This window comes from Pseudobutyrivibrio sp. ACV-2, assembly GCF_900107545.1.
Taxonomy (GTDB): Bacteria; Bacillota; Clostridia; order Lachnospirales; family Lachnospiraceae; genus Pseudobutyrivibrio.
Map to the genome: position 1 here is coordinate 145,218 of NZ_FNQZ01000004.1, position 14,679 is coordinate 159,896.

General features: G+C 39.3%; 12 protein-coding genes. 6 read left to right on the forward strand and 6 right to left on the reverse strand.

Translation table 11 applies throughout. From position 1 onward, the window contains the following. The first annotated feature begins 38 nt into the window (after window positions 1–38). From chvE to BLV53_RS06395, 4 genes are all read left to right on the forward strand, one after another. A complete protein-coding gene (gene chvE / locus BLV53_RS06380) occupies window positions 39–1,172 on the forward strand; it encodes a multiple monosaccharide ABC transporter substrate-binding protein (protein WP_090298766.1) in 1,134 nt (377 codons plus the stop codon). A 227-nt stretch (window positions 1,173–1,399) separates the two neighbouring features. Continuing rightward, on the forward strand, window positions 1,400–2,905 hold the full coding sequence (mmsA, locus tag BLV53_RS06385) for a multiple monosaccharide ABC transporter ATP-binding protein (protein WP_442960179.1): 1,506 nt from the start codon (window positions 1,400–1,402) through the stop codon (window positions 2,903–2,905). Between the two features lie 14 nt (window positions 2,906–2,919). Beyond that, window positions 2,920–4,089, forward strand: a complete 1,170-nt coding sequence (gene mmsB / locus BLV53_RS06390; protein ID WP_090298775.1) for a multiple monosaccharide ABC transporter permease — start codon at window positions 2,920–2,922, stop codon at window positions 4,087–4,089. A 17-nt stretch (window positions 4,090–4,106) separates the two neighbouring features. Continuing rightward, window positions 4,107–5,288, forward strand: coding sequence for an ABC transporter permease subunit (locus tag BLV53_RS06395; RefSeq protein WP_278335379.1), 1,182 nt, complete (start codon window positions 4,107–4,109; stop codon window positions 5,286–5,288). A 74-nt stretch (window positions 5,289–5,362) separates the two neighbouring features. Here the strand turns inward: BLV53_RS06395 and BLV53_RS06400 are convergent, their stop codons facing one another. From BLV53_RS06400 to BLV53_RS06425, 5 genes are all read right to left on the reverse strand, one after another. Continuing rightward, window positions 5,363–6,649: an ABC transporter permease gene (locus BLV53_RS06400; RefSeq protein WP_090298778.1), complete on the reverse strand. Its 1,287-nt coding sequence runs from the start codon at window positions 6,647–6,649 to the stop codon at window positions 5,363–5,365. Beyond that, on the reverse strand, window positions 6,643–7,401 hold the full coding sequence (locus BLV53_RS06405; protein WP_090298781.1) for an ABC transporter ATP-binding protein: 759 nt from the start codon (window positions 7,399–7,401) through the stop codon (window positions 6,643–6,645). The genes BLV53_RS06400 and BLV53_RS06405 overlap by 7 nt, the downstream gene beginning before the upstream one ends. Window positions 7,402–7,413: 12 nt before the next feature. Next, window positions 7,414–9,000, reverse strand: a complete 1,587-nt coding sequence (locus tag BLV53_RS06410) for an efflux RND transporter periplasmic adaptor subunit (protein WP_090298784.1) — start codon at window positions 8,998–9,000, stop codon at window positions 7,414–7,416. A gap of 307 nt (window positions 9,001–9,307) precedes the next feature. After that, complete coding sequence (locus BLV53_RS06420; protein ID WP_090298791.1) at window positions 9,308–10,717, reverse strand: glycosyltransferase family 39 protein; 1,410 nt, start codon at window positions 10,715–10,717, stop codon at window positions 9,308–9,310. Between the two features lie 241 nt (window positions 10,718–10,958). Next, on the reverse strand, window positions 10,959–12,176 hold the full coding sequence (locus BLV53_RS06425; RefSeq protein ID WP_090298794.1) for a 6-phosphofructokinase: 1,218 nt from the start codon (window positions 12,174–12,176) through the stop codon (window positions 10,959–10,961). 90 nt (window positions 12,177–12,266) lie between these two features. Between BLV53_RS06425 and BLV53_RS06430 the strand changes: the two genes are divergently transcribed. Then, the gene (locus tag BLV53_RS06430; RefSeq protein WP_090298797.1) at window positions 12,267–12,671 is read left to right on the forward strand and encodes a hypothetical protein; all 405 of its coding nucleotides are present in this window, start codon (window positions 12,267–12,269) and stop codon (window positions 12,669–12,671) included. Here the strand turns inward: BLV53_RS06430 and BLV53_RS06435 are convergent. Then, on the reverse strand, window positions 12,668–12,952 hold the full coding sequence (locus BLV53_RS06435) for a hypothetical protein (RefSeq protein WP_090298801.1): 285 nt from the start codon (window positions 12,950–12,952) through the stop codon (window positions 12,668–12,670). The genes BLV53_RS06430 and BLV53_RS06435 overlap by 4 nt on opposite strands. 229 nt (window positions 12,953–13,181) lie before the next feature. Between BLV53_RS06435 and BLV53_RS06440 the strand changes: the two genes are divergently transcribed. Then, window positions 13,182–14,669 (forward strand): glycoside hydrolase family 5 protein, encoded by a 1,488-nt coding sequence (locus BLV53_RS06440; protein WP_170830769.1) that lies wholly within the window; start codon window positions 13,182–13,184, stop codon window positions 14,667–14,669. Window positions 14,670–14,679: the final 10 nt, after the last annotated feature.

Consider the following 14,679-nt stretch of genomic DNA (forward strand, 5'->3'; position numbering starts at 1 on the left):
CAAATTTCAAACCTAGATGAAAGGGAGGTTTTTCTAGAATGAAAAGGAAATTATTAAGCGTAGTTTTGACAGGTGCTCTTGCAGCTTCAATGTTTGTTGGCTGTGGAACAAGCACAGAAACAACAGATACTGGTGCAGGGGATGCAGCTTCTACAACAGAATCATCTGATAGCACAGGAGGCGGTGCAGCAGGTGGAACAAAGGTTGGTGTAGCAATGCCTACAAAGGACCTTCAGAGATGGAACCAGGATGGTGCCAACATGCAGAAGGAACTTGAGGCAGCTGGATACACAGTTGATCTTCAGTATGCTTCAAACGACGTTCAGACACAGGTTTCTCAGATTGAGAACATGATTAACTCAGGATGTAACGTTCTCGTAGTTGCAGCTATCGAAGGTTCTTCACTTGGTGAAGCAATGGATATGGCAAAGGCTCAGGACATTCCTGTTATCGCTTATGACCGTCTTATCATGAACTCAGATGCAGTTTCTTACTATGCTACATTTGATAACTACAAGGTAGGTCAGGTTCAGGGCCAGTACATTATCGATCAGCTTGATTTAGATAATGCAAAGGATACATTCACAATGGAAATTACAGCCGGTGACCCAGGCGACAATAACGCTGGCTTCTTCTATGATGGTGCTATGGACCTTCTTAAGCCATACATCGAAAAAGGCACAATCGAAGTTAAGTCTGGTCAGGTTGATTTCTCTGACGTAGCTACAGCAGCATGGGCAACAGAGACAGCACAGTCTCGTATGGAGAATATCCTTTCTTCTTACTATGCTGATGGCACAGACCTTGACATCTGCCTCTGCTCAAATGACTCTACAGCACTTGGTGTTGAGAACGCACTTGCAGCAAACTATAACGGCAAATATCCAATCGTAACTGGTCAGGATTGCGATATCGAGAATACAAAGAACATGATCGCTGGAAAGCAGTCTATGTCAGTATTCAAGGATACACGTACACTTGCTTCACAGGTTGTTAAGATGGTAGGTCAGATTCTTAGCGGCGAGACAGTTGATGTAAACGATACAGAGACATACGACAATGGTACAGGAATCATTCCTTCATACCTTTGCGAGCCTGTATTCGCTGACAAGGATAACTATGAGAAGCTCCTCATCGAGTCTGGTTACTATACAGAGGATCAGTTAAAGTAAATGCAAATGATTTCAAAGAAATCGTTTGCCACGAGCAGCCCACTTTGGGCGAAGCCCAATTACAATGGCTGCTCTTCCCGTACAATATAGGGCAATTTGATAGGGCAGGGAAACCTGCCCTATTTCTAAGAGAAAATAAAGAGAATTATTTGAAGAGAGTAAATCTTTTTTAGTTTATAAGTATTTTTTTAAGGGAGGAAAAACAAGTGGGAAATACAATACTTGAGATGAAAAACATCGTTAAAGAGTTCCCAGGAGTAAAGGCCCTTGATAACGTTAATCTAAAGGTAGAGGAAGGCGAAATTCATGCTCTTGTTGGTGAGAATGGTGCCGGCAAATCTACTTTGATGAATGTATTAAGTGGAATTTATCCATATGGATCTTACACAGGCGACATCGTATATAAAGGTGAGGTGTGTCAGTTCCAAAACATTAAGGACTCAGAGGGTAAGGGAATTGTTATTATCCATCAGGAGTTAGCTCTTATACCTTACATGTCAATCGGTGAGAACATGTTCCTTGGAAATGAGCAAGGCAAAAAGGCAGCCATTGACTGGGATAAGACATACGCAGAGGCTGATAAATACTTAAAGATGGTTGGTCTTTCAGAAAGCAGCCGTACACTTATTAAAGATATCGGTGTTGGTAAGCAGCAGCTTGTAGAAATTGCAAAGGCACTTGCAAAGCACGCTAAATTACTTATCCTTGATGAGCCTACTTCATCTCTTAACGAGACAGATTCAAAGGCACTTCTTGATTTACTTCTTAAGTTCAAAAAAGAGGGGATGACATCTATTATCATCTCCCATAAGCTTAATGAGGTATCTTATGTAGCAGATAAAATCACAGTTATCCGTGATGGTTCTACAATTGAAACACTTGATAAGAATGTTGATGAAATCACAGAAGACAGAATTATCAAGGGCATGGTTGGCCGTGAAATGACAGACCGTTTCCCTAAGCGTCAGGGTGTTAAAATCGGCGACATCGCTATGGAGGTTAAGGATTGGACAGTTTACCATCCACAGTTCTCCGAGAGAAAGGTTGTTGATGGAGTCTCCATGAATATCCGTAAAGGCGAAGTAGTTGGTATCGCAGGTCTTATGGGTGCAGGACGTACAGAGCTTGCAATGTCAATCTTTGGCAAATCCTATGGAACAAATATTTCCGGAACCCTTATTTTAAATGGCGAGGAAGTTCAGCTTAAGACTATAAAAGATGCCATCAAGCATAAGCTTGCCTATGTTACTGAGGATAGAAAGGGCAACGGACTTGTCCTTACCAATCCAATCAAAATCAATACAACTCTTGCAAATCTTTCAGAGCTTTGCTCAAAGCATGTTATTGATCAGGATAAGGAGTATCAGGTAGCAGAGGAGTACAGACAAAAGCTTAAGACAAAATGTCCATCAGTAGAACAAAATGTAGGTAACCTTTCAGGTGGAAATCAGCAGAAAGTTCTTCTTGCAAAATGGATGTTTGCAAACCCAGATGTTCTTATCCTTGATGAGCCAACAAGAGGTATCGACGTTGGTGCAAAATATGAAATCTACTGTATCATCAATGACCTTGTTGCAGCAGGCAAATCGGTAATTATGATTTCTTCCGAGCTTCCAGAGGTACTTGGTATGTCAGACAGAATTTATGTTATGAATGAAGGCAAGATGGTTGGTGAAATGGCTGGAGCAGAGGCTTCACAGGAAAGCATCATGTCTTGCATCTTAAAGAATTAGAAGGGAGAGGAATCATGGTTTCAAATAATATTGGAAACGTTTTAAAGAAGTACACCATGGTAATCGCCCTGGTGATCATTATCGGAATTTTCTACGTTGGAACAGGTGGAACAATTCTTTTATCACAGAATGTAAACAACCTTCTTTCACAGAACGCATACGTATTCGTTCTTGGAACAGGTATGTTACTTTGTATCCTGACCGGTGGTAACATCGATCTTTCAGTTGGTTCAGTAGTTTGCTTCGTAGGTGGCATCGGAGCAATGCTCATGAGCAAGAATGTAAATGTTTGGGTGGCAGTAATTGTAATGCTTCTTGCAGGTGTTGCAGTTGGTGCATGGCAGGCCTTCTGGGTTGCATATGTCAACGTTCCACCATTCATTGCAACACTTGCTGGTATGTACGCTTTCCGCGGATTATCTAACGTAGTTCTTAACGGATATGCGGTATCTATTTCAAACACAACATTCCTTAATGTTTTCGGTGGTGGTGCTGATTGTTATATCCCAGATTTCTTCCACGGAACTGGACTTAACATCACTTGTATGTTAGCAGGTGTTATCGCAGTAGCTGTATATGTTCTTTTGTCTGTAAAAAACAGAATCAGTGCAGCAAGAAAAGGCTATGAAACAACAAGCGCAGGTGGTTTCTATGCAAAGCTTGTAGTTATCTCAGCAGTTATTTTATATCTTGCATATAAGCTTGCAGGTTATAAGGGAATTCCTACATCACTTATCTGGATTGTTGTTATCATTCTTGCATACAACTACGTAACAACAAAGACTACAATTGGTCGTTATCTATATGCGGTTGGTGGTAACGAGAAGGCTACACAGCTTTCTGGTATCAACACAAAGAAGGTATACTTCTTCGCATATACGAATATGGGATTTTTAGCAGCCTTCGCTGGTATCCTTACAGTTGCCCGCGCAGCCAGCGCTCAGCCTACGTACGGACAGTTCTATGAGATGGACGCAATCGGTGCCTGCTTCATCGGCGGCGCTTCTGCATACGGCGGAACAGGTTCAGTATTCGGAGCAATCATTGGTGCTCTTTTAATGGGTGTCATCAACCAGGGTATGTTAATCATGGGTGTAGATGCCAACTATCAGAAGGTTGTAAAAGGCCTCGTACTTCTAGCAGCGGTTATCTTTGATGTAATGTCTAAGAGAGAAAAGAAGTAGGAAGGGAGGAGCGAAAAGTGAAAGACAAGATTTTTAAAATATTAAAAGAAAACACAATGCTCATTGTACTGGTCCTAGTTGTTATCTTCTTTAACATTACAACACATGGCACAATGCTTATGCCAAGTCAGTTCAATGCTCTTATCACACAGAATGCATATGTATATGTTTTAGCAACTGGTATGCTGATGTGTATGTTGACCGGTGGTAACATCGATCTTTCCTGCGGTTCATTCGTTTGCTTCGTTGGTGTACTTGGAGCAAAGGTTATGGTAGATTATGGAGCTTCAACTCCTGTGGGCATTATCGTAATGCTTCTCATTGGTGTGATTTATGGTTGCGTACTCGGATACGTAATTGCGTATCTCAACATTCCACCATGGATTGCTACCCTTGCTGGCTTCCTTGCTCTTAGAGGCTGGGGCGTTGCTTTAATGCACGGCGCTTCAAATATCAGCCCACTTCCACCAAGCTTCTGTGGACTTTTCACTGGCAAGATGAACGATTTATTCGGCGGCCCTAGAATCGGTGGTGTTCAGTACAATATGACAAGTATCGTAATCGGACTTATCGCTTCAATCATTGTTGTGTTCCTCCTAGTGAGAGAGCGCGCAACAAAACTTAAGAAGGGCTACGTGGCAGACAGTTTAGCAAAGGTTGTTATCAAATCAGTTCTTATCTGCTTTGTAATCATGCTCTTTGCATACAAGTTCTCACTTGCAGGTGGTCTTCCTTATGCACTTATCTGGGTTGCAGTAATCGTTCTTATTTACAGCTTTATCACATCAAAGACAGATATTGGACGTTACTTCTACACAATCGGTGGCAACAAGGAAGCAACAAGACTTTCTGGTATCGACACCAAGAAAATCATGTTCATAGCTTACCTTAACATGGCTGTTCTTACTGTTGTATCTGCATTCCTTACAATGTCTCGTTTCCAGGCTGCAAACTCTACAGCTGGAACAAACTACGAAATGGATGCAATCTCAGCCTGCGTAGTTGGTGGTGTATCAGCTTACGGCGGTTCAGGTACAGTATTTGGAATGATTGTCGGTGCTACACTTATCGGTGTTATCAACCTTGGTATGTCCCTTATGGGTATCGATGCCAACTGGCAGAAGGTTGTAAAGGGTGTAGTACTTCTTGGAGCAGTAGTATTTGAAATTCTTAACAACAAAAAGAAGGCTGGTAAATAAATTTTAATCATTTATCATCTTCATTTAATTCTCTAAAAAAGGCTCAGGTGTCAGTGACACTTGGGCCTTTATAACTATTCATATCTTAGTGCGTCAATTGGATTAAGCTTTGCTGCTTTATTGGCTGGATAATATCCAAAGAAAATACCAATGGCCATAGAGAATACAACGGCAACAATTATGGCTGTTACAGAAACAGATGCTTCATAGCCCATATATGTGGCGGCGATTGCACCAAGGCCAACTCCCAGCAGAATGCCAATGATACCTCCAATGATACAGATTACTACAGATTCAGTGATAAACTGTAATCTTACAGATGCATTTGTGGCGCCAAGAGCTTTTCGAGTGCCGATTTCTTTTGTACGCTCAGTGATGGATACAAGCATAATATTCATGACACCTATACTACCTACAACCAGTGAAATACCTGCAATAATAGCAAGTGCAATTTCTATATTTCCTATCATCGATGTCATGGATTCTATCATTGAAGACATACTTGTGACTGACACTTCATAGTCCTCATTATTAGAGTAATAAACAGTGTTAAAGTAAGCTTCCACTGTATCAGCAAAAGCTTCTGAATCAGTATCAATTGTGGTTACCAAAGTGATACTCTGATATCCATCATTTAATGTATGAAGCTGATTGCGTGCGGTATCAAAAGGAATATACATATCTGTCCTGGTGTCCTCTGTGGACGAACTTGAATAGGTACTGTCATCATATTCATAAACACCCACAATATAATAAGTATAATATTTGCCATTAATGCTAATTTCTACTGAAGAACCAAGGGCGGCATTTGTGTCGCCATCAAACATATTGTTTACAAAATAGTCAGATACGATAGCAACCTTCTGTGCATTATCATAATCCTTGTCGATAAAGGTTCTACCTGCTAAAAGCTCCAAATCAGTGTAATCCATGTAGTCTTGATTGTAACCAATAATATTTACATTGGCATATAAACTTCCATCTGTGGCAGTTCCATTTCCTACGGTGGTTGATAGCAGAGTGTATTTAATATTGTCACCGTATTCATCTAAAAATGAATCCACCATTTCATCTGTGAGATAATCATCTGTATCCATGGATCTTTGGCTGCCAGGACCGAAATGTAGGCCGGAGGATGTGGTTTCCTCTGAGGTGCTTTTAGCAGACACTCCAACAGTCAGATTGTTTGCACCCATTTCCTGCATGGATGTGTTTACCATGACAGTTATAGAATTTCCTACGGTCATAATAGCTATGACCGATGCGATACCGATGATAATACCTAGCATCGTCAATAGTGAACGCATGATGTTGGACTTTAGTCCGGCTAAAGCAAGGAGAATGTTTTCGATAACTAGCATGCCTTCTCCTCCTCATTTGTTTTTACAGACATATCAGCTTTTATCTGTTCCCATTTGCCGGCACTTTCCCCACGGATATCACCATCTCTTAGAGTAATGATTCTTTCAGTCTCAAGGGACAGCTCTGGTGAATGAGTGATTAATACGATGGTCTTTCCCTGTTTTTCATGAAGCTCGTGGAAAATGTCCATAATCAGGCGGCCAGTTGCTGAATCCAAAGCACCTGTTGGCTCGTCTGCAAGAATAATGGCTGGATCATTGGCCATAGCTCGGGCAATTGCCACACGTTGCTTTTGTCCACCTGATAGTTCGTCAGGATTGTGCATCATTCTGTTTGTCATACCCACCTGCTCTAATAGCATTTTGGCTCGTTCAGTTCTTTCGGTATGACCTACCCCTGCATACATCATGGGAAGCTCCACATTTTTGATGGCATTTGTTCTGGCAATCAGATTATAGGTTTGGAAAACAAATCCGATTTTTTTATTTCTTAAAATAGATAGCTCATGATCCTTGGCTTTTTCAATGTCCACCCCATCAAGGGTGTACTCACCAGTAGTAGGGCGGTCTAAGGCGCCAATAATATTCATCAAGGTTGACTTGCCCGATCCAGATTGACCTACGATGGAAACAAATTCTCCTTCACGTACTGTAAAATTTACTCCGTGAAGCACTTCGAATTCATTTGGTGTACCTATGAAAAAGCTTTTATGAATATCTTTCAGCTCAAGCATTACGTCTCCTGCTGCCATGCTGCTCACCTCCTACATTCCACCTGGGGTTCCGCCGCCAGGACCACCACCGTTGCCGCCAGGACCGCCACCGCTGTGCCCACCTTCACTGCCGCCACCTAAATTGAACAGTGAATTGTTATTTTGCTGCTGTTGCTTATCCTGAGAAGCATCTCCACTAGAGGCTGTAGCCTTGACCTTCATGCCTTCAGAAAGCTCATCACTGATAATCTGAACATAATAATCACTTTCAAGTCCTAGTGTGACTGAAATTTTTGTTTCGTTGCCCTCATCATCTACAGCAGTTACATAGCTGCTTCCATCTTTATCAGTTTCTACGCAATCATAAGCAACAGCAAATGCATCATCCACAGACTCCAACACAACAGAAGCCTTTGCTGTCATACCAACGCGAAGTCTTTCGTCAGTACCATCTAATGTAATCTTTACCTCATAGCTGGCAGAGCCAGATGAACTAGAGGTACTAGATGCGCCAGATGAATTTGATGAGCTTGAGGTTGTTGTGGAATCTGAAGTAACAGCCACATAGGTTACTGTTCCTGTAAACTCTTCATCATCAGTAGCATCAAATTTCACGACAGCAGAAAGTCCCTCTTTGATAGATGCAATGTCGTATTCATCAACCGATGCAGTCACTACAAAGGAATCTGTATTTGATATCGTAAATACGGTATTACCTTGAGTGTAGTTGTTGCCCTCTGAAACATTGATAGCTGTAATATATCCTGAAAATGGAGCCACAACAGTTGTACCTGACTGGCTTTCTGTTACTGAATCGTATTCCTCTGATTTAGTATAAGTATTTTCATAGTCCTGATTTAGCTGTGCCAATTCATATTTGTATTGAAGCTCAGTGATTTCCTCCTGAATACTTTCGATTTCCTCCTGTAAATCTTCAATAGAATCCTTTTTTGCTTCATATCCAGAAATAGTAACGCCATTCCCATCATCAAGCTGTTTTGCTGCACTTTGCTGAGATGTCCATCTATTGGCTACCGCTGAATCACTGCTTCCATAAAGTTGATACTGCTCGTAGGCATCCTTTAGGTTGTTGTAAACCGTTGCCCATGTATCCAGATATTCCTGTATCTCAGCTATCTCTTTGTTTACTTCTTCAATCTCTTTTTCTTTATCTTCAATTTGGTCCAAATAGTCCTGCAAATCATGTGCGTTTTCAACATCTGAGATGTTGTATTTAGCATTTAATTTTGCAAGCTTTTCAGCATAATCATCTGCGTCAAATTCAACAATGACGGTACCAGCCTCGACATAGTCACCACCCGCATAGTTGACAGCTTGTACTTTTGTACCAGATGCAACTGTAGAAGTGACGGACTGGGACTGACCTGCGGCAAGTGTTCCTGTCACGCTTACGGATGACTGCAAATCCATAACCTGTACATCGGTAGTTATTGTCTTTGCCTCAACCTGACTAACCTCTGATTTATTGAAATACTTATTTCCACAAAAGCCCCCGGCTGCTATCAGCACAATTAAAATTATGCATAGTAGCTTGCGCCCCTTAAAAAAAGAGCCTATCTTTTTCAATAAAGATTTGCCCTTTTGTTTTTGTGGTTCGTTCAATATGTCCTTTGACATTTTTATCCCTCCTGGTCTAACCAAACATTTTCTCGATGGCCAAATAATAGCGGGGAAAAAGTTCAAAGTAAACAGACTTCACTGGACTTTCAAAAAACTTCAGAAAGGCATCACAATCCTCATAAAAACTTCAGATTCAGGTAATTGTAATTTCCTGAGGAAAATTAAAAAATATGACTTCTTGTGGGCAACTTAAGGAAAAAGCCCACAAGAAGTCATAGATTCTTGTTGATAATTCTATTGTTTGGTCAGCAAGAAGTCATCAATTGCTGGAGTGATGTATCGCAGGGAAATGAAATTTGTATTGCTAGTTATTTAAAATATATGTATTTAATGGGTCCCAATGAATGTTATAGTTGCCTACATGCTCAGCTTCATCTAGTATGCCAGGTAATAGGGTATTAAGAGTTCCATCCTTATCCATTAATATATAGGTATTGTCTGGAGCCTCATTAATTGTGGCTAATACATCCTCGCTATTTTCCTCATCTACAACGATAAATTTGGCGTCTGTGTAGAAGTAATATAAAGCATCCTTTCCTGGACTGGAATTTGTTATAACATATCTTGCACTATCAATATTTTCGTCTAAAAAAGCTAATATTTTATTAGTGCCGTTTTGGTAGTATTCTTCTAAATCTAAAAATTCTTTTGTAATAAAAATAGAAAGCATAACTGTTGCTACTATGCAGCTCTTTTTTAGCCAATCCACATTAAGATTATTAATTGAAAAAGCTACTGCAAACCAAAAACACATTGCAGTTACCATAATATAACGTGACACAAAAATCGGTCTAATCATCAATGATAGGCTTATGCCCAAGAAGATTGTTCCAAACCAAACGCCGAATCCGCATATTGATACAATATTCTTTCTGCCTTTTATTTCTAATAGAATCCCAATAATTGCTATTACAAACAACATAAAACAGCATGTTCTGACGATTTTGTTGGTAGAATCAAATAGAAATATAAAATTTTTCATTATCGTATATGGAGTTATTGGTTCTATCCAATAATCAGCAGATACCATTGATAATTGTCTAATAAATACAAAAATCCAAGGTAAATAAAAAATGGCAACTCCTAGACCAGAAATAAAGGTTCTTTTAAATCCTTTTATATCCCTTTTAATGAAAAAGTATATAAATACCTCAATATAAATAATTATTGATGCAGCACATGCAAAATAATGACAATATGAAGCCAAAGCGCTAAAAAGGGTTAAGAGAATGTAATATTTTTTCTCGTTTTCAGCTTTATATATTTCTAGTGAACTCAAAAATCCAAGCGTCACAAAGAGCATCCCCCAGCTATACATACGTATTTCAGTGGAATAACCCATAAGTTGAGGCATGCCTATTGAGAACATATTAAAAAGAAAAGCTGTCATGAAACCATATTTATTTTTAATAATTGTGAATCCTAGAACTAGTAAAATAATGTGTGGAATTAGAGATACAAACTTAGCCGTCCAGATTGGATTTGGAACTATTACACTAAAAGTATCAACCAATGACTTTAAAATAATATAGTATAGAGGAGGATGTACATCACATGATGTACGATTAATTCCTTCTATGTATGAAAGCTTAATTAGTTGTAGTGAATAGTTCTCATCTCCCCAAATGTCATTGCTGAAAATAGTTGAAAAACTAACCAAAAGTAAAATGATAGGTAGGATATAGAACATCATATTTTTGACTGTTTTTACCATTGTTTACCTCTTTTCTAAAATATTTTTAAAGACTTGTCATCAACAACAAGCATAAACTGTTTCATAATACTATGTTATTATTATTAAGTCAATTAAATAACTCTGCTTAGACAGAGGCAAATAACTTTGAATATGTAACTACAGTAGATTTCGAAGCTAATACAAATCAAGAATAATACAAAAATCCCAAGCACGAAAAAGTGCTTGGGATTTTTTAGTGGTATTAGATTTGATAATAGTTTTAATTGTCTCTTGAAACGTATACAGGAAGACCATCCTTGTATTCTACATCTGGGAGTCCGATAACAAGTGGCTTTAAGTACATTACCATATCGCTTGTGACTCCGTTGTGCTCGGAATTAATCCAGCTTTGTGGAACCTCTTTTGCTTCGTTTGCGATGTCGTGGATTTTGGCGTAATCAAGCTTGATTTCGTAAGGAGCATTACTGATGCGTTCCATAGTAACCATGGCGCCAGTAACGCCTTCTTCAGCAAAATCTACTGCCTTTTTGCCGATAGCTTCTGATTCATTTATGTCTGTGAGGGAAGACATATGTGCAGCTGCTCTTTGAAGAACATTTACCTCAATGGAGCGTACCTTTACTCCAAGTTTATCTTTGACAAGATATTCTAAAGTCTTGCCGGCTCCGGAAAGCTGGGCATGGCCGAAATTATCAAGAGTACCTGTTGAAGCAGAAATGTAGTCGCCATTAGCATCTCTGATACCCTCAGATACAGCAACTACGATGTTTGTTTTCTCTTTGAGAAGAGTCTCTAAATCTGAAATAAATTTATCTTTATCGAAGGCAACCTCTGGTAAATATATGAGGTCAGGCCCATCACAACATTCATTTTTTGCAAGGGCTGTGGCGGCTGTGAGCCATCCTGCATCTCTACCCATTACTTCGATAATAGTAACTGATGGATTGTCATATATCTGTGCGTCGAAAATGACTTCCATGGTTGAGGTTGCAATATATTTAGCTGCAGAGCCAAAGCCAGGAGTGTGATCTGTTACACATAAATCATTATCAACGGTTTTTGGAACACCAACAAATTTGATGTTGGAACCATTCTTTTCAGCATAAGCGGAAAGCTTGTCAACTGTGTCCATTGAGTCATTTCCACCGATATAGAAGAAAGCTTCAATGTCATATTTTTTAAACTGGTCAAATAAGTGATGAAAAATAGGATCGTTCGAGTCTACGCTAGGAAGTTTGAAGCGACATGAGCCAAGATACATGGCAGGAGTGGTTTTTAGACGCTTTAGAAAACGTGGATCATTTGCTACAATAGAAGTCAGGTCAATGACATTGTCATTCTTGATTCCAAGGATGCCATTGATAGAACCATAAATCTTATCATAGGATGAACCGAGTGTACCCTCGATTACACCTGCAAGACTGGCGTTGATGGCCACGGTTGGCCCGCCTGATTGAGCCACTAATACATTACCCATTTAGTTATCCTCCCTATAAAGAATTCTTAACGAAATAAGGCTTGCTTATTTGTTCTACTAGGGATAATTTTAACACAGAGGAGATATTTTATGAAACAATTTTTATATGGCATTTTAGACATAATTTCAGGAGCTCATGAGTATTTTTTATCTTTGAATGATGCTTATGAAACAAATTTTACAGACAAAGATTTGCACTTTATTATAATTGGTGCAATCGGGATGCTTCTAGTGTTAATTGTGCATCCAATCTTTACAATTCTGGCTAAGACAAACCATGTTCTGACAATTACCTGGATATATGTATTCACCCTTATTCTGTTGCTTACATTTGCAATAGAAATCGGGCAGGGCTTTAGCCACAGCGGAACCATGGATTTTGCAGATATAGTATTTGGAATCTGGGGATTTATGCTGATGTTTTTAGTGTTTGCCTTAATTAGAGGTATTATTTTAGGTATAGTCCACCTGATTCAGGATAGGTTTGATCGTTAGATTACATTAAGATAAATTCTGTTGTAATCATAGTCCTCTAGAAGGGAAAGCACACGCTTTGCGTGACGATATTGATTTCGATTTATGGAAAAAACACAGACCATATTGGCGCCGTTGTAGCTGCTTCTTTGTAAGAAAGGCACACGGTGCCATTTTTTAGAAAATGGAACAGATTGTTCAAGTAACAATTCTGTTGTACGATTAGATACGAAGCGATTTGTAATTTCACACAAAACAACATCCTTACCGATGTTTTTGGATAATGTTGGTTTTCTCTTCATAACACATCTCCCATAAATTAATTCTCTATATATAAAATACCAGATATTGTGGTTTGAGGCAATACTTTGACTAAATATCCTAAAAAAGCCCTAGATTTATCTGAATTGTCTGAAGGTTTTATATTTGTTTAAGTGTGGTATAATAAGCCTTGACAGTCCGTTACTTAGGGCAATTTTTCAAAGTCTTTTTCTTGATGTTACATATACATTTATAAAACGGAGGATGGTTATGGTTAGTAAAAAACAGAGGGCGCTTACCGTATTTTTAATTTTTATTCTTGCAGCAGCTATTGTAGGCGGAGTTTTTGCAATCAGCTATTTTAAGGGTGGGGTCACTTTCCCATGGCAGTTGGCTCAAAGTGAGTCAGTTGCAGAGCAGGCTACAGAGGAACCTCCGGCTTCAGAGCCAAAGCTTGTAATTACGGAAAAAGAAAAGAAACTTGATGAGGCAAAAAAAAGCGTAGAGGCCAAGGTTGAAGATGAAGAGGCAGTCCAGCTTGAAACCACCGAAGAAGAAACATCTGATGAAGCTACAGAGGCGGTTTCTCTTACAAATAGTGTAAAGCTTAAATACTACGGAAAACTTTCAGTAGATGGTTCACAGCTTGTAGACGAAAAAGGAAATCCGGCTTTGCTTATGGGTGTCAGCACACATGGCATTAACTGGTTCCCAGAGTTTGCGTCTAAAGATACAATCAAATCTCTCAGAGATACCTGGGGCATAAATGTTATCCGTCTTGCCATGTACACAAGCGATTACAACGGCTACTGTGTGGGCGGTCAGGACAATCAGGACAAGCTTAAGGGCATAATTGATGAGGCAGTTGCCGCAGCCACTGAAAATGATATGTATGTTATCATTGACTGGCATATTTTAAATGACAATGACCCAAATGAATACAAGTCCGAAGCAATTCAGTTCTTTGGAGAGATGGTTCGTAAATACGAATCAAACGACAATGTAATCTATGAGATTTGCAATGAGCCAAATGGAGATACTACCTGGGCAGACATTCGCAAATACGCAAATGAGGTCATCCCTGTCATCAGAAATGTTGATGAGGATGCAGTGATTTTAGTAGGTACACCTGAGTGGTCAAGTGATTTGGAATCTCCGCTAAACAGACCACTTAACTTTGACAATATTATGTATACATATCATTTCTATGCAGGCACACATCACTCAGCAGAGCGATCAGAGTTGATGGATGCATTAGAGCAGGAGCTTCCAGTATTTATTTCAGAATACGGTCTTGTTAATGACGATGGAAATGGTGATGTAGATATAGACGAGGCAGATGAATGGCTTGGCCTTATTAGAGAGTATGGTCTTTCATCATGCATATGGAATCTTTCAAATAAGGATGAAGGCTCAGCCCTGATAGATGCAGATTGCTCTAAGACAGCAGATTTTTCAATTGATGATGTATCAGATGAAGGAATGCGCTTTTTGGAAGCAGTTGCAAATTATAAAAACACATCCGTTCAGGAAGGTGTTTCTGTAGAAAAGGAATCTATCAAAACAGATAGACAAAATGACACTGACAGTGAGGATGAAATTTCAATAGAGGAAACACAAGATATAGAGGAAGAAATCCTCGAAGAGTCAGAAAAAGAGGATGAGGCAAAGGCTTCAAAATCTAAAACAAGTAAAAAAGATAAGGAATCAACATCGAATTCCAAGTCAAAAAATAAAAGTAAGAATAGTAATAGATAGGAGTTTTTAG